The organism is Sphingomonas yabuuchiae, from assembly GCF_001477495.1.
Classification (GTDB): Bacteria; Pseudomonadota; Alphaproteobacteria; order Sphingomonadales; family Sphingomonadaceae; genus Sphingomonas; species Sphingomonas yabuuchiae_A.
Genome location: NZ_LDTF01000016.1, coordinates 13,446 through 30,298, shown reverse-complemented (window position 1 = coordinate 30,298; position 16,853 = coordinate 13,446). Strand labels below are relative to the sequence as shown.

General features: G+C 66.4%; 16 protein-coding genes. 11 read left to right on the top strand and 5 right to left on the bottom strand.

Going from position 1 to position 16,853, the window contains the following annotated elements; translation table 11 throughout:
• Positions 1-159: 159 nt before the first annotated feature.
• Positions 160-3,090, top strand: coding sequence for an L-glutamate gamma-semialdehyde dehydrogenase (locus tag NS355_RS04955; RefSeq protein ID WP_084787536.1), 2,931 nt, complete (start codon positions 160-162; stop codon positions 3,088-3,090).
• A gap of 125 nt (positions 3,091-3,215) precedes the next feature.
• On the opposite strand, the gene NS355_RS04950 is transcribed toward NS355_RS04955, so the two are convergent.
• On the bottom strand, positions 3,216-4,382 hold the full coding sequence (locus NS355_RS04950) for a mechanosensitive ion channel family protein (protein ID WP_058744682.1): 1,167 nt from the start codon (positions 4,380-4,382) through the stop codon (positions 3,216-3,218).
• A gap of 26 nt (positions 4,383-4,408) precedes the next feature.
• Positions 4,409-5,410, bottom strand: a complete 1,002-nt coding sequence (locus NS355_RS04945; protein ID WP_058744681.1) for a DNA topoisomerase IB — start codon at positions 5,408-5,410, stop codon at positions 4,409-4,411.
• Between the two features lie 124 nt (positions 5,411-5,534).
• Between NS355_RS04945 and NS355_RS04940 the strand changes: the two genes are divergently transcribed.
• Both NS355_RS04940 and NS355_RS04935 read left to right on the top strand, forming a co-directional pair.
• Positions 5,535-6,107, top strand: a complete 573-nt coding sequence (locus NS355_RS04940; RefSeq protein ID WP_058744680.1) for a type 1 glutamine amidotransferase domain-containing protein — start codon at positions 5,535-5,537, stop codon at positions 6,105-6,107.
• A 131-nt stretch (positions 6,108-6,238) separates the two neighbouring features.
• Positions 6,239-7,165: a hypothetical protein gene (locus NS355_RS04935; RefSeq protein ID WP_058744679.1), complete on the top strand. Its 927-nt coding sequence runs from the start codon at positions 6,239-6,241 to the stop codon at positions 7,163-7,165.
• On the opposite strand, the gene NS355_RS04930 is transcribed toward NS355_RS04935, so the two are convergent.
• Together NS355_RS04930 and NS355_RS04925 are read right to left on the bottom strand one after the other, a co-directional pair.
• The gene (locus NS355_RS04930) at positions 7,140-8,525 is read right to left on the bottom strand and encodes a putative O-glycosylation ligase, exosortase A system-associated (protein WP_058744678.1); all 1,386 of its coding nucleotides are present in this window, start codon (positions 8,523-8,525) and stop codon (positions 7,140-7,142) included. The genes NS355_RS04935 and NS355_RS04930 overlap by 26 nt on opposite strands.
• Entirely contained in the window at positions 8,518-8,763 is a 246-nt protein-coding gene (locus NS355_RS04925) for a hypothetical protein (protein ID WP_058744677.1), read from the bottom strand. The genes NS355_RS04930 and NS355_RS04925 overlap by 8 nt, the downstream gene beginning before the upstream one ends.
• A 97-nt stretch (positions 8,764-8,860) precedes the next feature.
• Between NS355_RS04925 and NS355_RS04920 the strand changes: the two genes are divergently transcribed.
• Together NS355_RS04920 and NS355_RS04915 are read left to right on the top strand one after the other, a co-directional pair.
• Positions 8,861-10,063, top strand: coding sequence for a TIGR04063 family PEP-CTERM/XrtA system glycosyltransferase (locus NS355_RS04920; protein WP_058744676.1), 1,203 nt, complete (start codon positions 8,861-8,863; stop codon positions 10,061-10,063).
• A 4-nt stretch (positions 10,064-10,067) separates the two neighbouring features.
• The gene (locus NS355_RS04915) at positions 10,068-10,748 is read left to right on the top strand and encodes a hypothetical protein (protein ID WP_058744675.1); all 681 of its coding nucleotides are present in this window, start codon (positions 10,068-10,070) and stop codon (positions 10,746-10,748) included.
• 246 nt (positions 10,749-10,994) lie between these two features.
• On the opposite strand, the gene acnA is transcribed toward NS355_RS04915, so the two are convergent.
• Complete coding sequence (gene acnA / locus NS355_RS04910) at positions 10,995-13,682, bottom strand: aconitate hydratase AcnA (RefSeq protein WP_058744674.1); 2,688 nt, start codon at positions 13,680-13,682, stop codon at positions 10,995-10,997.
• 392 nt (positions 13,683-14,074) lie between these two features.
• On the opposite strand from acnA, the gene NS355_RS04905 reads away from it, so the two are divergent.
• The 6 genes from NS355_RS04905 to NS355_RS04880 all read left to right on the top strand — a co-directional run bounded on the left by NS355_RS04905 (position 14,075) and on the right by NS355_RS04880 (position 16,832).
• Positions 14,075-14,275: a hypothetical protein gene (locus NS355_RS04905; RefSeq protein ID WP_058744673.1), complete on the top strand. Its 201-nt coding sequence runs from the start codon at positions 14,075-14,077 to the stop codon at positions 14,273-14,275.
• Between the two features lie 152 nt (positions 14,276-14,427).
• Positions 14,428-14,988, top strand: coding sequence for a helix-turn-helix domain-containing protein (locus NS355_RS04900; protein WP_084787538.1), 561 nt, complete (start codon positions 14,428-14,430; stop codon positions 14,986-14,988).
• 51 nt (positions 14,989-15,039) lie between these two features.
• Positions 15,040-15,387 (top strand): hypothetical protein, encoded by a 348-nt coding sequence (locus tag NS355_RS04895; protein WP_056434369.1) that lies wholly within the window; start codon positions 15,040-15,042, stop codon positions 15,385-15,387.
• Between the two features lie 52 nt (positions 15,388-15,439).
• Entirely contained in the window at positions 15,440-15,898 is a 459-nt protein-coding gene (locus NS355_RS04890; protein WP_058744670.1) for a hypothetical protein, read from the top strand.
• On the top strand, positions 15,895-16,353 hold the full coding sequence (locus tag NS355_RS04885) for a hypothetical protein (RefSeq protein WP_058744669.1): 459 nt from the start codon (positions 15,895-15,897) through the stop codon (positions 16,351-16,353). The genes NS355_RS04890 and NS355_RS04885 overlap by 4 nt, the downstream gene beginning before the upstream one ends.
• 110 nt (positions 16,354-16,463) lie before the next feature.
• A complete protein-coding gene (locus NS355_RS04880; RefSeq protein ID WP_056434363.1) occupies positions 16,464-16,832 on the top strand; it encodes a phasin family protein in 369 nt (122 codons plus the stop codon).
• Positions 16,833-16,853 lie beyond the last annotated feature (21 nt).

The following is a 16,853-nucleotide window of genomic DNA, read 5'->3' as shown; positions in this document are numbered from 1 at the left end:
CCACATCGTATCAAACGATACCCATTCCCCAGATTTCCCGCTAAGCGCTGGTCCATCACCGCATAGCCATGCGACCCGCCAGCGCATCGTCGCGCGCCGGGCCGCCCGACCGGACGAAGACCTATGACCTCTGCCGTTACCGCCGATGCGCGCAAGACCATGAAATCGCTGTACCGCGCGCCCGAACCCGATGTCCTGAAGCCGCTGCTCGACCGCGCCGCCGCGACGCCGGAAGCGCGGGAGCGGATCATGGGCCATGCCTCCGGGCTGCTCGCCGATCTGCGGGCGGCGCAGAATCGCGGCTGGGTGAACCAGTTCCTCCAGGAATATCGCCTCAACTCGTCCGAGGGCGTCGCGCTGCTCAGCCTCGCCGAGGCGTTCCTGCGCGTGCCGGACCCCGAGACCGCCGACCTGCTGATCGCCGACAAGCTGGGCGAGGCGGATTGGCGCGCGCATACCGGGCGGTCGGCGTCAAAGCTGGTCAACTCGGCCACCTGGGGCCTGGTCGTCGGCCGCGCTTTGGTGGGTGAGGGTGAGGCGGGGCCGCTGAAGCGCCTCCTGTCGCGCGCGGGCGAGCCGTTCGTCCGCCAGGCGGTCGGTGCCGCGATGCGGATGATGGGCGAAATCTTTGTGATGGGTCGCACCATCGAGGAAGCGATGCGCCGCATGAAGAAGCCCGAGAACAAGGGCTTCACCGCCAGCTTCGACATGCTGGGCGAGGCGGCGCGGACGCATGAGGATGCCGAGCGTTATTTCCAGGCCTATGTGAAGGCGATCGACGCGGTGGGTTCGGACCCGGCGGCGGGCCATTCGATTTCGGTCAAGCTGTCGGCGCTCCACCCGCGCTACGAACTGCCGCGCGCCTATGAATGTGTGCCCGCGCTGACCGACATGCTGGCGCAGCTGGCGCGGCAGGCGGCGGACAAGGGCATCGCGCTGACCGTCGATGCCGAGGAATCCGAGCGGCTGGAGATGAGCCTCGACATTATCGGCGGCGTCGCGGCGCTCCCGGCGCTGAAGGGCTGGGACGGCTTCGGTATGGCGGTGCAGGCCTATGGCAAGCGCGCCCGCGCGGTCATTGCCTGGGCCAATGGCCTCGACCGGATCATGAACGTGCGTCTGGTCAAGGGTGCCTATTGGGACAGCGAGATCAAGCGCACCCAGGTCGAGGGGCTGGCCGATTATCCGCTCTTCACCCGCAAGGCGGCGACCGACGTGTCCTATCTGGCGGTCGCCAAGGACATGCTGGCGGCCGAGAATATCCGCCCCGCTTTCGCCAGCCACAATGCGCTGACCGTCGCGACCATCCTGGAATGGGCGGGCAACAGCCACGACTTCGAGTTCCAGCGGCTACACGGCATGGGCGACGGCCTGTACGAGCGGCTGGTGCGCGAGCATGGTCACAAGTGCCGCATCTATGCGCCCGTCGGCGGGCACCGTGACCTGCTGGCCTATCTGGTCCGCCGCTTGCTGGAGAATGGCGCGAACTCCAGCTTCGTGCACCAGCTGGCCGATGCGCGGCTGACCGAGGCGGAGATCCTCGCCGATCCGGTCGCCAAGATCGCCGCCATCGGCGGCGCGCGTCACCCGAGCATCCCGCTGCCCGTCGACCTGTTCGCGCCGGGCCATCGCAACTCGACCGGCATCGACCTGAGCGACATCGCGACGCTCGATGCGACGGTGAAGGCGGTCAACGCCCCCGCCGTGCAGCCCATCGCCGCCACCGCCGATGTCGCGTCGCTGGTCGCGCGCGCCCATGCGGCCTTCCCCGCCTGGAACGCGACGCCGCTCGACACCCGCGCGACCGTGCTGGAGAAGCTGGCCGATCTGCTGGAGGCGGACCGCGAGCGGCTGATGGCAATCCTGGTGCAGGAAGCGTTCAAGACCATTCCCGACGCGATCGGTGAGGTTCGCGAGGCGGCCGATTTCTGTCGTTACTATGCGCAACAGGCGCGGGCGCGGCTCGGTTCGGTCGAACTGCCGGGGCCGACGGGCGAGCGCAATACGCTGCACCTCGAAGGGCGTGGCGTCTGGGCGACGGTCGCGCCGTGGAACTTCCCGCTGGCGATCTTCCTTGGCCAGACGGTCGCGGCGCTCGTCACCGGCAACACCGTCGTCGCCAAGCCCGCGCCGCAGACGCCCGCCATCGCACAGGCGGCGGTCGAACTGGCCTATCGCGCAGGCGTGCCGCGCGACGCGCTGCTGCTCGCGGTCGGTGGGCCGGACGTCGGCCAGAAGCTGACCGAGGATCATCGGATCGCGGGCGTCGCCTTCACCGGCTCGACCGCCACCGCCAAGCGGATCGCGCGGACTTTGGTGGCGGACGACGACCGTCCGATCGTGCCGTTGATCGCCGAAACCGGCGGCATCAACGCGATGATTGTCGATTCGACCGCGCTGCCCGAACAGGTGGTGGCGGACGTCATCACCTCGTCCTTCCGCTCGGCGGGGCAGCGTTGCTCGGCGCTGCGGCTGCTGCTGGTGCAGGCGGATGTCGCCGACAACGTCGTCGAAATGCTGAAGGGTGCGATGGAGACGCTGGTGCTGGGCTCCACCGGCAATCCGGCGACCGATGTCGGCCCGGTGATCGACCGGGCGGCTTATGACAAGCTGATGGCCTACCGCGCGTCGATGGTGACGCAGACGATCAAGACGCTCGACGCGCCTGCGGACGGGCTGTTCGTGCCGCCGACGCTGATCCGGCTCGACCGGGTAGAGGACCTGACCCAGGAATGGTTCGGCCCGATCCTGCATGTCGCGACCTGGGAAGCAGGCACGCTGTCCGAGACGATCGCGAAGGTGAATGCCAAGGGTTACGGCCTGACCATGGGCCTGCACAGCCGCATCGCGCGGGCGGGCGAAGTGATCGAGGCGGAAGCGGCGGTCGGCAACCTTTATATCAACCGCTCGATGATCGGCGCGGTGGTCGGAAGCCAGCCATTCGGCGGCGAGGGCCTGTCGGGCACCGGGCCGAAGGCGGGCGGGCCGCATTACCTGTACCGCTTCTGCGCGGAGCGGGCGGTGTCGGTCGACACGACCTCGGCGGGCGGCAACGCCACGCTGTTGTCACTGGACGAAGGCGGGATCTGATCCGACCTGTTCCTCCCCTGCAAGGGGAGGGGGACCATGCGTAGCATGGTGGAGGGGTGTCCACGCCGGCCGTTACACCCCTCCGTCAGTCCTTCGGCCTGCCACCTCCCCTTGCAGGGGAGGATTTAGCTGGCCCGGTGCACCTCGACCGGCTGGACCTGCGGATAGGGCATGACCAGCGTGCCATCCGGCGCGGCAGTGTAGGTCGTCTGGGTCGGGTAGGGGATCACGATCCCCTCCGCTGCGAAACGCTTCATCAGCGTCACCAGCACCCGGTTGCGCAGGTCGTGCGCGGTGGCCCAGTCGTCGCCGGGCACGTCGAACTGCAAGGCGAAGTCCAGGCTCGACGCGCCGAAGCTCTCGAACCCGGCCCGCGCCACCTTGCCGCCTTCGCCCTCGACGATCTCGGTCAACAGGGCGGGGATACGCGCCAGTGTCTCCGGCAGCGTTTCATAGGCCACGCCGATCATGAACGACAGGCGGACATGCTGGCGCACCGTCTGGTTCTGGATTTCCTTATCGAGCAGCTGGCGGTTGGAGATGATGCGCAACTCGCCGGTAAAGGCGCGGATACGGGTGGATTTCAGGCCGATCGCCTCGATGATGCCGGTGGTGTTGTCATAGGCGATCTTGTCGCCGCGCCGGAACGGCCGGTCGAAGATGATGGCGAGCGCGGCGAACAGGTCGCCGAAAATCCCCTGCGCCGCCAGACCGATGGCGATGCCGCCGACACCCAGACCCGCGACCAGGCCGGTGACGTTGACCCCCAGATTGTCGAGCACCACGACCAAGGCGACCGCAAACAGCACCGCCGTCACCAGCAACCGGATCAGTCCCATGGCCGACAGCAGGGCCTCGCCCGAATAATGTTCGGACTGGGTGCGATGCTCGATCGCACCCAGGATCAACTCCCGCGCCCAGATCGCCGCCTGGAAGGTGCTGGCGATGGTGAACAGGAAGCTGATTGTCCGGGCCACCTCGCCCGGCGCACCGGCATAGCCCGACACCAGTTGCGCGGCGAGCGTGACGATGAAGAACATGTTGGTCCGCGCGACGGCATGGCCCAGGATCACGCCCCAGCCGCCTGCGAAACCGGGGCGGCTGCACAATTTGTCGCCCAGCTTGCGCACCCAGAGCAGCGCCAGCACGATGACCGCGCCGAAGCCGATCGCGATCAGCACCTTCAGCCAGTAATGTTGCACCCACCAGGAGGTGGCGTCGATAATGCCGCCGACCTGGTCGGGAATGCGGGAGCCGTCGAAGATCGGCGCCTTGGGCGAGGATTTCGCCATGGGGACTCCTTGAGAAATCGGGGCGGTCAGGCCGCCTTGCTGGCCGGGGTTCCGGCCTCCAGAAATGCGATCAGCCCGCACTCGATGCGGGACAGTCCGGCACGGGCGCGGGGCAGGCGCAGCGATTGTCGAAACGCTGCCTGCCCGTCCTTCACCAGTGCGATCAGCGTGGGGTGGACATAGGATTTGCGGGCGATGGCGGGGGTGTTGCCGAGCTTCTCGACGACCGGCTCCAGCATCGCCTTCAGGCTGAGGTCCGCCTCGGCCAAAGCGAGCGCCTCGAACGCGGCGACGCTCGCGGCCCAGGTGCGGAAATGCTTGGCGGTGAAGTCGCAGCCCGTGGCTTCGCGGATATAGGCATTGACGTCGGAGGACGTGACCGGATTGGCCTCGCCCTCGTCATCGACCCAGGCGAAGAGATGCTGCTCGTCCAGATCCTGGCATCGCTTGACGAAGCTGGCGAGCGAGCGGTCGGTCAGTGTCATGTCGCGCATCTTGCCCGACTTGCCCCGGTAGCGCAGCCGCAGCGTGGTGCCCTTCACCTGGCCATGGCGTTTGCGCAGCGTCGTTGCGCCGAAACTCTTGTTGGTCGCGGCATAGGCTTCGTTGCCAACGCGCAAATGGCCGTTGTCGAGCAGCCGGACGACGGCGGCGACAGCGCGCTCCTTGCACAGGCCGCGCTTCTTCAAATCTGCCTCCACCCGTTTGCGGAGCGCGGGGAGGGCGTGGCCGAACGCGGCGCAGCGCTCATATTTGGCGGCGTCCTGTGCCTCGCGGAAATCGGCGTGATAGCGATATTGCTTCCGCCCCTTCTCGTCCCAGCCGACCGCCTGGATATGGCCGTTGGCGCGCGGGCAGAACCAGGCATCTTTATAGGCGGGGGGCAGGCCGATACGGTTCAGCCGGTCGATCTCGTCCGCGTCGGTGATCCGCTCGCCCTTGGGCGTCCAATAGGCCCATTTGCCGCGAACCTTGGTCCGGGTGATGCCGGGCTTGCTGTCATCGCAATAGACTAGACGGGTGGCCATCGCTCTCTCTCGGGTCATCTCTGCAAATGCGCCGCCGGTCGCTTCGTTCCGGAACGGCCGATGCGGTCACGGGTTCTGGATGAGCCTTTCCCCCCGAGGTATTTCCCGACAGGAGTTTTCCATCATGGCCGATCTTTCCCAGGCACGCGTCCTGATGCTCGCCGCCGACGGCTTCGAAACCGTCGAGCTTTTCGAACCGCGCAAGGCGCTGGAGGCGGCAGGCGCAAAGGTGCAACTCGCCTCGCTCAAGTCCGACCCGATCCAGGGTATGGAAGGCGACATCAACAAGGCCGAAACCGCGACGCCGGACCTGACCGTCGATGAGGTCGACACCGACGATTACGACGCGCTGGTCATCCCCGGCGGCACCTGCAACCCCGACAAGCTGCGGCTGAACGAGCGCGCGGTCGAAATCGTCACCGAGTTCATGGAGGACGACAAGATCGTCGCCGCCATCTGCCACGGTCCCTGGCTGCTCGCCGAGGCCGACGTGATCGACGGCCGTCGCCTGACCAGCTATCCCTCGATCCGCACCGACCTGTCCAATGCGGGCGCGGATGTGGTGGACGAGGAGGTCGTCGTTCACGGCAACCTGATCACCAGCCGCAAGCCCGACGACATCCCCGCCTTCAACAAGGCGATCCTGGCCGCGCTAGAAGAAGAACTGGCCGACGAGGAAGAGACGGAAGAAGCGTAATCCCCAAGCCTCCCCATCGCAGATGGGGAGGCCTTGGTTTTGTGTTCCCTTCCCGGGACGATCACGGGCGTCGCATCCTGTTCCCATGCGTGGCAGGATGAGACGCCCGTTCGCTTTTTCAGGATGACCCCATGCGTCTGGTTCCGCTCCTAATCCTCGGCATGACGTCGGCGGCCGCGCTTGCGCAGGGCAGTGGGCAACCCTTCATGGTCGGCACCCGCGGCTTCGCCACGTTGCAGGCGGCGGTGAGCGCGATCGGCGATGGAGAGGGGACGATCCGCATCGCGCCGGGCACCTATCGCGAATGCGCGATCCAGGGGGCGGGGCGGATCAGCTATGTCGCGACCGAGCCGGGCAAAGTCGTCTTCACCCGCATCGCCTGCGAGGGCAAGGCGGCACTGGTCCTGCGCGGGCGCGGCGCTTCGGTCCAGGGCATCGTCTTCAGCCATATCGAGGTCGGCGACGGCAACGGCGCGGGCATCCGCATCGAAAAGGGGCCGCTGGCGGTCAGCAACGCGATGTTCCTCGACAGCCAGTCGGGCATCCTGTCGGCCGAGGACCCCAATGGCACCGTCACCGTCGACCATTCGACCTTTTCCGGCCTGGGCAACGACCCGACCGGCAACGGCGCGCACGGCATCTATATGGGCCGCTACAAATCCTTACGCGTCACCGCATGCCGCTTCGAGCGCGGGCAGGGCGGGCATTACGTCAAGACGCGGGCACCCTATGTCGAGGTTTTGGACAGCAGCTTCGACGACAGCCACGGCCATTCGACCAACTATATGATCGACCTGTCCAACGGCGCGAAGGGGCGGATCGCGGGGAACGAGTTCGTCTTCGGTCGCGACAAGGACAATCACTCGACGCTGATCACCGTCGCGCCGGAGGGAGCGAAGAACGACTCGTCGGGCCTGGTGGTCGAGAACAACCGAGCCCGCCTGGCGCCCGGCGTCGATTTCAAGCCGGTCTTCGTCGGCAACTGGTCGGGCGAGCCGCTGGTGATCCGGGGCAACATCCTCGGGGCCGGGATCACGCCGACGGCGCGACGGTTCTGAGCGGGCCGGGTTCGGGCGGCGGACGACGACCGGGCACCTGTTTCACCCGCGCCTCGCGGGACTTGCGGGTCAGATAGGTGTCCAGCCCGATCTGCGCGGCGATCAGCTGGTAGAGAAAGGGATTATACGCGATCCCGACAAAGGCCGCGCCGAGCAGATAGATCATATGCCCATGCTGGAGCGCGCCCGCCAGTTGGCCGCCCCAGTGCAGCGGGTCCTCGACACTGCGATAACGCCGCCGCAGCGCCTCCATCCGCAACAGCCCCGCGATGTTGATGCCCAGCCACAGGAACAGGCCCGGCCAGCCCTGTTCGCCCAGCATCTCGAAATAGCTGGAGTGATAGGCGCGGGCGCGATCGGTCGTGACCTTTCGCTGGACCTTGCTGTCATGCGCGGAGCCCTCGACGACGGTCAGGTCATAGCGGAAGCTGTTCTGAAGATAGGCCTCGAACCCGCCGCCGAACGGGTGGGAAGCGGCATAGTCCAGGGTCCATTTCCACACCGCCAGCCGGGTCGAGGCGGACTCGTCGCCCTGATAGCTGCGGATCGTGTTCATCCGCTCGGTATAGGAAGAGGGGAGCAGCGGCACGACCGCCATGCCTGCGACCGCGAGCGTCCCTATATAGAGCAGCCGCCGCTTCACGTCGCGCAGCATCAGGACCGCGAGCAAGCCGATACAGAGCAGGCCCGTCCGTGCCGAGGTGCCGACCGGGATCAGCAGGCAGGCGAAGATCAGCCCGAGGGCGAAGGCCCGCACCCGCCAGTCGGGCGGATAGACCGTGCCGTAGCGCATGAACCAGAGGATGATCGGGATGACCGCGATCGCGGCGGTCGAGATGATGCTGCCTTCGTACAGCCCGGCATTGTTGCTGACCATCAGGTTCAGCTCGCCATAGCCGCCGCCGGAAAACAGCGTCTTGACCCCGCCGACGATCACGATCGATGCGACCGACAGCATCATGAACAGCAGCAGCGCCTCGATCCTGAGCCGGGTGCGCAGGGTCAGCGGCAGGAAGACGGCAAAGGCCAGCGCCTTCCACACCCAGTCCCATTTCTCCTTCGCCTCGGTGGGGAAGTCGGCGCCGAAAAAGGTCGTGATCGCGCAATAGGCCAGCAGCAGCAGGATCGCGCCCTGCCGCATGGTGAAGCGGCTGTCGCGCTTGTCGTCGAACAAGGCCCAGCCGCCAACCGCCGCGATCACCGCCATCAGCGAGATGGGCACCGTGTTGAGCAGGAAATAGGTCAGCCGCTGCGGCGAGACGATGTCGATATAGATATAGGCCAGCACCATCAGGAACGGCCGCCGCAGCCCCAACGCGAACAGGCTGAACAGAAATCCTATCAGGAACAGGTCACGCATTGTCGAGACGCCGCTTTGCGTCGGGGTCGAGACGCCGCTTTGCGTCGGGGTCGAGACGCCGCTTTGCGTCGGGGTCGAGACGCCGCTTTGCGTCGGGGTCGAGACGCCGCTTCGTACCGGGCTTCGAGGCGGTCTGGCGGGCATCGTCCTCTTGGTCCAGATCGCGTCGTCCGACCAGCCGCCATGCGGCGATCAGCATCAGGCCATGGGTGAGAAGAAGGGCAAAGCTGTCGATCATCGCCCGTGTCCCCAAACCCTTAACGCCACTTCCGGGACCTGCTTATAATCCGGCGGTTGACGCGGCGTTAAGGGCTGGCATGACAGGTCGTAAGCTGATGCGTATCCTGCATATCCTAGACCATGGGCTGCCGCTGCAAAGCGGTTACACCTTTCGCACCCGCGCCATCCTGAAGGCGCAGGAGGGGGCGGGGCATGACGTCGCGGCGGTGACGGGCGTTCGGCAGGGGGCAGGAGATGCCGCGGTCGAGACGCTCGACGGCCTGACCTTCTATCGCACGCCGGTTGCGATGCGCGGGGGACTGGTCGGCGAGGCGACCGGACTGGCTGCGCACATCCGGGCGATCGACCGGGCGGTGACGGCTTTCAAGCCCGATATCCTGCACGCCCATTCGCCGGTACTCGATGCGCTGGCTGGGCTTGCCGTGGCGCGGCGGCGGCGATTGCCGCTGGTCTATGAAATCCGCGCTTTTTGGGAGGATGCGGCGGTCGGCAACGGCACCGGCACGGCGGGCAGCGCCCGTTACCGCGTGACACGCGCAATGGAAAGCTGGGCCTGTCGACGCGCCGATGCGATCGCGGTGATCTGCGAAGGCTTGCGCGGCGACCTGATCGCGCGGGGGCTGCCGGGGGACAAGATCATCGTGTCTCCCAATGGCGTCGATCTGGGGCTGTTCGGCCAGCCGCTCGCCCGCGATGAAGCGCTGGCCGAGGAACTGGGACTGGCCGATGCCGAGGTGATCGGCTTCATCGGCAGCTTCTATGATTATGAAGGCCTGGACGACCTGATCGCCGCCATGCCGCGACTGGTGGCCGCACGACCCAAGGCGCGGCTGCTGCTGGTCGGTGGCGGGCCGATGGAGACGGCGTTGCGGGCACAGGCGGACCGCTCGCCCGTGGCGGCGGCGATCCGCTTCGTCGGGCGGGTGCCGCACCAGCAGGTCGAGCGTTATTACAGCATGGTCGATATCCTGGCCTATCCGCGTAAGAAGATGCGGCTGACCGATCTCGTCACGCCGCTGAAACCCTTGGAGGCCATGGCGCAGGGCAAGCTGGTCGCTGCCTCGGATGTCGGCGGGCATCGCGAACTGATTGAGGACGGGCGGACGGGCACGTTGTTCGCGCCCGACGATCCGGCGGCGATCGCCGATGCGGTGGCCGCCCTGCTGGCGGATCGCGGCGGCTGGGATGCGCGGCGCGCGGCGGGCCGGGCGTTCGTCGAAAAGGAACGGAATTGGGCGTCGAATATCCGGCGTTACGAACCTGTTTACCAACGATTGTTAGACGGGGCGAAGACGTAAGATCATGACCTTCACCGCCATGCCCCCTCAACGACGCTTCGGACCCGCCTGGATCGGCGGGGCCGTCGGACTGTTCGCGATCCTGCTTGTCATGATCGCGCCCGATTGGCGGCTCGAGTCGCTGGTTTCGAGCCTGAGCCTTGGTGATTTCCTCGCTGCCGCCCGGCCGCCGCTGGGCATGAAGGCGCGGATGCTGCTCGCGCTGGTCGCCGGGTTGGGGGCGGGGGCGGTGACCTGGGCCGTCGTCTATCTGCTCTGGGGACCGGGAGGTTTGCTCGCGCGCCGTGCCAAGCCGGTGCGCGATGACGATGACGAGGATTATGTGCCCGCCGTACGCCGTTCCGACCGCCACCCGGACGCGCCGCCGCGCCGTCCGCTGAACGCCGCCGAACTCGGCGCTCCGCCGCCCCCACTCGAGGAAGATATCGTCGAGCGTACTCTGCCCGCCGATCTGGACCAGCCGCTGTCGGCCTATGACCCGGAGGCGATCCTGTCGACGCCGCGCGAGCCCATGCGCCCGGCTGCGGCCGAACCCATGCCGATCCCGCCAATGCGGGAGCCTGCGCCGGAGGAACAGGGCGCCGCCCTGCCGCTTCCCGATCGACAGGACGAATCGATCGAGACCATTCTCGACCGGCTGGAGCGCGAGACCGCCCTGCGTAAGGCGCAGCAGCGCAAGATTTGACGGCAAGGGAGGTTGCCCCTCCACCACCCGGCTGCGCCGGGCGGTCCCCCTCCCCGTGCTTCGCACAGGGAGGAACGGGGGGCGCCAAATCCTCCCCAAGCTCTGCTTGGGGAGGGGGACCGCTCGCGCCAGCGAGTGGTGGAGGGGCAAGATACCACTCATGAAAAAGGCCCGCCCGGATCGCTCCGGGCGGGCCTTTTTGCGTAACCGTGGAGGCGGACCTTTCGGCCCGCCCCCATCGGCGACTTATGCCGCCAAGTTGCGCAGCACGTACTGCAGGATGCCGCCGTTCAGGAAATATTCCAGCTCGTTGACGGTATCGATGCGGCACTTGGTCAGGAAGGTCTCGGTCGAGCCATCCTTGCGGGCCAGGATCACTTCGACATCCTGACGCGGGCGCAGGCCTGCGACGTTCTGGATGGTGAAGCTCTCGGAGCCGTCCAGCTTCAGCGTCTCGCGGGTCACGCCCTCGGCGAACTGCAGCGGCAGGACGCCCATGCCGACCAGGTTCGAACGGTGGATACGCTCGAAGCTCTCGGTGATGACCGCGCGCACGCCGAGCAGGTTGGTGCCCTTCGCCGCCCAGTCGCGCGACGAACCGGTGCCGTACTCCTTGCCCGCAACGATGACGAGCGGCGTGCCGTCGGCCTTGTGACGCATCGCGGCGTCGTAGATCGGCATCACTTCGCCGTCATACTGGGTCATGCCGCCTTCGACGCCGGGGACCATCTCGTTCTTGATGCGGATGTTGGCAAAGGTGCCACGCATCATCACGTCATGGTTACCACGACGCGCGCCGTACGAGTTGAAGTCCTTCTTGGCGACCTGATGCTCCTGCAGGAAGGTGCCTGCGGGGCTGTCCGCCTTGATCGAACCGGCCGGGCTGATGTGGTCGGTCGTGATCGAGTCGCCCAGGATGGCGAGCGGCTTGGCCTCGATGATGTCGGTGACGGGCTTCGGCGTCATCTCCATGCCCTCGAAATAGGGCGGGTTGGCGACATAGGTCGAGGCCGCAGGCCAGGCATAGGTGTCCGAGCCGGTTACCTCGATCGCCGACCACTTCGCGTCGCCCGCATAGACATTGCCGTAGCGCGAACGGAACATCTCGTCGTCGATGTTCGCATCCATCAGGCTGCGGACTTCGTCGTTCGAGGGCCAGATGTCCTTTAGATAGACGTCCTGGCCGTCCTTGCCCTGGCCGATCGGGGTTTCACGCATGTCCTGCGTGACCGTGCCCTTCAGCGCATAGGCGACGACGAGCGGCGGCGAGGCGAGGAAGTTGGCGCGCACGTCGGGCGACACGCGGCCCTCGAAGTTGCGGTTGCCCGACAGGACCGAGGCCGCGACGATGTCGTTGCCGTTGATCGCCTTCGAGATCGGCTCGGCGAGCGGACCCGAATTGCCGATGCAGGTGGTGCAGCCATAGCCGACCAGGTTGAAGCCGATCGCATCGAGATCGGCGGTCAGGCCCGCCTTGTCGAGGTAATCGGTGACGACCTGCGAACCGGGGGCGAGCGAGGTCTTGACCCAGGGCTTGGGCTTCAGGCCCAGCGCGTTCGCCTTGCGGGCGACCAGACCGGCAGCGACCAGCACGCTCGGGTTCGAGGTGTTGGTGCAGCTGGTGATCGCGGCGATCACGACGTCGCCGTCGCCGATGTCATGGCCACGGTCATCGACCGAGACGCGCGCGGGGGCGTCCTTCTTGTACACCTTGGCGAGGTCGGCGTTGAACACGTCGTCGACTTCGGTGAGGACGACCTTGTCCTGCGGACGCTTCGGACCCGCCAGCGACGGCACGACCGTCGACATGTCGAGTTCCAGCGTGTCGGTGAAGACGGGGTCGGCGGCATCGTCATGACGCCAGAAGCCGTTCGCCTTGGCATAAGCCTCGACCAGGGCGACATTGTCGTCCGAACGCGCGGTCAGGCGCATATAGTCGAGCGTCTTGTCGTCGATCGGGAAGAAGCCGCAGGTCGCGCCGTACTCGGGCGCCATGTTGGCGATCGTCGCACGGTCGGCGAGCGTCATCGACGACAGGCCGGGGCCGTAGAATTCGACGAAGCGGCCGACCACGCCCTTGGCGCGTAGCATCTGGGTGATGGTCAGCACCAGGTCGGTGGCGGTGATGCCTTCCTGGAGCTTGCCGGTCAGTTTGAAGCCGACGACTTCGGGGATCAGCATCGACACGGGCTGGCCGAGCATCGCGGCTTCCGCCTCGATCCCGCCGACCCCCCAGCCGAGCACGCCCAGGCCGTTGATCATCGTGGTGTGGCTGTCGGTGCCGACCAGCGTATCCGGGTATGCGATCGTCGCGCCGCCTTTGGCGTGCTCGCCGCTCTCGGTCGAGGACCAGATGGCCTGGCCGATATATTCCAGGTTGACCTGGTGGCAGATGCCGGTGCCCGGCGGAACGACCGAGAAATTGTCGAGCGCCTTGGAGCCCCACTTCAGGAACTCATAGCGTTCCATGTTGCGCTGATATTCGAGGTCGACGTTATCCTCGAACGCCTGCGGCGTGCCGAACTCGTCGACCATGACCGAGTGGTCGATGACGAGGTGGACGGGGACCTGCGGATTGATCTTGGCCGCGTCGCCGCCCAGCTTGGTGATCGCGTCGCGCATCGCGGCGAGGTCGACCACGCAAGGCACGCCGGTGAAGTCCTGCATCAGCACGCGGGCCGGACGATACTGGATTTCGCGGTCCGAACGCTGCGTCTTCTGCCAGTCGACGATCGCCTGGATGTCCTCGCGCGTGACGGTCTTGCCGTCCTCGAAGCGCAGCAGGTTCTCCAGCAGCACCTTCATCGAGAAGGGCAGGCGGCTGATGTCGCCGAGCTGCTCGGAAGCCTTGGCGAGGCTGTAATAATCATAGCTCTTGCCGTCGACGTCGAGGGTCGAGCGGGTGTTCAGGCTGTCCTGGCCTATCGCAGTCATGGGCGTCCCTTCATGGTCGAGCCGGGCACGCCCAGTGGGACACGGCAGCATGCAGCCGCGAGCGGGCGCGCCGGGGAAATCTCCGGTTGACGCCAGCGGCCTTAGCAAGGGGTTGCCCGACAGGGAAGGGTGCAGCGCAGTGAAAGCCATTCGCAACTTCCGCGCGTGCCGAAGCGCGTCCCGGCCCGGCACGGGCTGCGGCGGACGGCTTGTCGCAAGCGTGAAAATGCGTGGAACAGCCTTGGTCGATAGCGGGTTCAGATGGTCATGGTTGGAGTTTGGACAATGCATGCCCTGAAGAATGATCGGTCGGTTACCTCACATAGTCCTGCGGGACACGCGGGGTCGACGGCCGGGCGTGCGTGCGCCGTTCAGCGCCGACGGTGGCGGAAATGACCGGAAACCCGCCGCGCAAGGATATCCGCCGTCCCGACCCGATCGTCGCGGTCGGCCTGCTGACCCAGCGCGATCTGGACGTGCTGGGTTCGGGATTTCGCCGTTCTTTTCCGGTCGAGGAGGACACGGCGTTTGACGATCTGCTGCAGGCCCTCGATTCGATCGAGGCGATTCATGTGCCGCATCGGAAGGATTGAGCAGCCGGGAATCATCGCCGGGAGCGGTGGACCTTGCTGACGAATGGCCCATCTCCCCCGCATTGGAGACGGAACAGCTTGGCGAGGCCCCGTCCGTCCGGCTAGGGCAGCGTCATGGCTGGACCGATTATCCGGCGCGACCGGAAAATGAGATGACGCCCGAACGCTTCGCCCTGCTCACCCGCCGCCATCGCGAATGTCTTCGCGGGGTCAAGGCACTCAAGGGCTCGAAGGAAATCGCCACCGAACTCGGCTTGGGAAAGTCGACCGTCGACAGCTATCTGGCCGAGGCGGTGCGGTTGCTCGGCGCGCGCAACCGGCGTGACGCGGCGATGGCGCTGGACGAGTATGAGGCCCGAACAGACGCTCAGGCAAGCGACCAAGTTCTTGAAAAACGGGAAGAAGTAACCCCGCACAAAATCATACCCGATTTTACGGGGCTAGATGCCGAACCGTCGCCCGTGCCACTTCCGATGGCACCGGATGGGAGTACGGTCGGTGGGGCGGTGCAGGACGGCCATGTCCACGCATCGCCCCGCTTGTCCCTTCCCGTTCGGCGGCAGGGGCAGACACACAACGACATGAGCATGGCCGAAAGGCTGCTCTGGGTTCCCACGATCGCCGTCGCACTCGCCATCGGCTTCGGCATGCTGGCGACGGGACTCGACGTGATGACCCGGGTGATCGGACGTTTGACGCACCTTGCCGGATGACCATCCTCCATGTCGCCGGGGGCGCATGGACCAGATCAGGGGGCACAGGCGATGACGACGGAACATGAAGCGGCTCTTCAGGTGACCCAGCTCCTGTGGAAGCTGGAGAATGAACTCGACACGGCGTTCGCCACGGCGGGCGAACTGGCGATGGCGCTGCCCCGCGCGCGGGCCGAAGCGCGACTGTCGGCGGTGGTCGGCCAGCACGCCTTCGAAATGCTGGGCCAGGCGATGATGGCGATCGGCCAGGCCCGCGGCCATGCGGTGCAGAGCCACCGCATCTTGGAAAAGGTCGGCCAGACCATCGGCTTCGATGCGGACGAATATGGCGACAACCGCCCCAAGCCGCCCCAGACGACCGGCATCGTCGAGGCCCTGCCGCTGCGCGCGGCCGCCTGATCCCGGGGCGGCGCGGCGTGTCCTTCTTCCATTCTGGCCAGCGGGGCACGCCGTGACGCACATCTATGTCTTCAACATCCTTCAGGCGCTGGTCTGCCTCTATGCGCTGACGCTGGGCGGCTGGCCGGAACGGGCGACGGCGGTCATCCTGCTTTGCGCCTCGGTGGCGACCATCGTGCTGCCCTTCGATCCCTCAACCAGTTTCCGCAGCGTCGAGACGCTGGAACTGGTCATCGACGTGACGTTGATGGGCGGGTTGATGGCGGTCGCGCTGCTCGCCAACCGCTTCTGGCCGCTCTGGCTGGCCGCGCTGCATCTGCTGGCGGTCGGGATCCATGGGGTCAAGGGGTTCGACCCTGCGCTGATGCCGTGGATGTATGCCCAGGCGGGCGGCAAGCTGGCCTATCCCATGCTCGTGCTGCTGGCGGCCGGGGTGCTGCGGCACCGGCTCAGGCTGGCACGATACGGCTCGGACCCCGACTGGTCGCTGCCTTGGCGGAATATCCGATGAATTGTGATCTGCAATTGCTGCACTGGCCCGCCGAGGATCGGGCGAGCTTCGGGCGCTTCATCGCCGTGATGGCGGATGTGCAGGCGCGTATCCAGGCTATTTCCGGCGAGGCGAGCGGCGTGCCGGTGCCGCGTCCGCCGCGCGTGCCGACGCCGCGCGAATGCGCCGCGATGATCCTGAAGCGCCGCCGGGATGTCCGCGCGATCGCCGGGGGCGATGCCGACATGTTCGGCGATCCGGCCTGGGAGATCGCGCTCGCCGTCTTTCATGCCGAAGGGAACGAGAGTGACGCCGCGCTGCTGGAAATGGCGGGATTGTCGCCGAGCGGTCAGGTCGGCGAACGCTGGATCAGGCTGCTGCTGGCGCGTGACTGGGTCGAGCGGCGTGACGACGGCCACCTCCACGCGACCGAGAAGATGCTCACCATCCTGAATGGCTATTTCACGCGCCCTTGAGCCGCCTTCGGGCCGGATTGTGAACTTTCATGTCACGGCGGGAACGCCGTGCAACTCCTGAACCCTCCGGGGGTTCAACCGACACGGGCATAATCACAGGAGAAGATGACATGGCCGAGGATATCGGAACGGGTGGCGGCGCGGGTGCGATCGGCGGCGATATGGGCGCGGGCGCCTTTACCGACCGGATGAAGGGCGCGGGCGAGGCGATGCAGGCGACCGGTCAGAAAATGGCCGAGGGCGGTTCGCAGGTCACGCTCAAGATGCTCGAACAGGCCGAGACCAACACCCGCGAGGCCTTTGCCGCGATGCGCTCGGCAGCGTCGGCGAAGGACCTCGGCGATGTCATGCGCATCCAGACCGAGTTCCTTCGCGAGCAGGGCAACCGCTCCATGTCGCAGGCGCGCGAGATCGGCGAGATGATCGTCCAGTTCGGTCGCGACGCGGTCGGCGCCGCGCGCGGACCGAAGCAGGACTGATCCCACAAGACCCTCACCCTT

Coding starts and splice junctions, on each gene's coding strand:
- NS355_RS04955 (WP_084787536.1), top strand. CDS start 160: ATGAAATCGCTGTACCGCGCGCCCGAACCCGATGTCCTGAAGCCGCTG.
- NS355_RS04880 (WP_056434363.1), top strand. CDS start 16,464: ATGGCCGAGGATATCGGAACGGGTGGCGGCGCGGGTGCGATCGGCGGC.
- NS355_RS04930 (WP_058744678.1), bottom strand. CDS start 8,525: ATGCGTGACCTGTTCCTGATAGGATTTCTGTTCAGCCTGTTCGCGTTG.
- NS355_RS04950 (WP_058744682.1), bottom strand. CDS start 4,382: ATGGCGAAATCCTCGCCCAAGGCGCCGATCTTCGACGGCTCCCGCATT.
- NS355_RS04895 (WP_056434369.1), top strand. CDS start 15,040: ATGACGACGGAACATGAAGCGGCTCTTCAGGTGACCCAGCTCCTGTGG.
- acnA (WP_058744674.1), bottom strand. CDS start 13,682: ATGACTGCGATAGGCCAGGACAGCCTGAACACCCGCTCGACCCTCGAC.
- NS355_RS04885 (WP_058744669.1), top strand. CDS start 15,895: ATGAATTGTGATCTGCAATTGCTGCACTGGCCCGCCGAGGATCGGGCG.
- NS355_RS04900 (WP_084787538.1), top strand. CDS start 14,428: ATGACGCCCGAACGCTTCGCCCTGCTCACCCGCCGCCATCGCGAATGT.
- NS355_RS04940 (WP_058744680.1), top strand. CDS start 5,535: ATGGCCGATCTTTCCCAGGCACGCGTCCTGATGCTCGCCGCCGACGGC.
- NS355_RS04920 (WP_058744676.1), top strand. CDS start 8,861: ATGCGTATCCTGCATATCCTAGACCATGGGCTGCCGCTGCAAAGCGGT.
- NS355_RS04925 (WP_058744677.1), bottom strand. CDS start 8,763: ATGATCGACAGCTTTGCCCTTCTTCTCACCCATGGCCTGATGCTGATC.
- NS355_RS04915 (WP_058744675.1), top strand. CDS start 10,068: ATGACCTTCACCGCCATGCCCCCTCAACGACGCTTCGGACCCGCCTGG.
- NS355_RS04935 (WP_058744679.1), top strand. CDS start 6,239: ATGCGTCTGGTTCCGCTCCTAATCCTCGGCATGACGTCGGCGGCCGCG.
- NS355_RS04945 (WP_058744681.1), bottom strand. CDS start 5,410: ATGGCCACCCGTCTAGTCTATTGCGATGACAGCAAGCCCGGCATCACC.
- NS355_RS04905 (WP_058744673.1), top strand. CDS start 14,075: ATGACCGGAAACCCGCCGCGCAAGGATATCCGCCGTCCCGACCCGATC.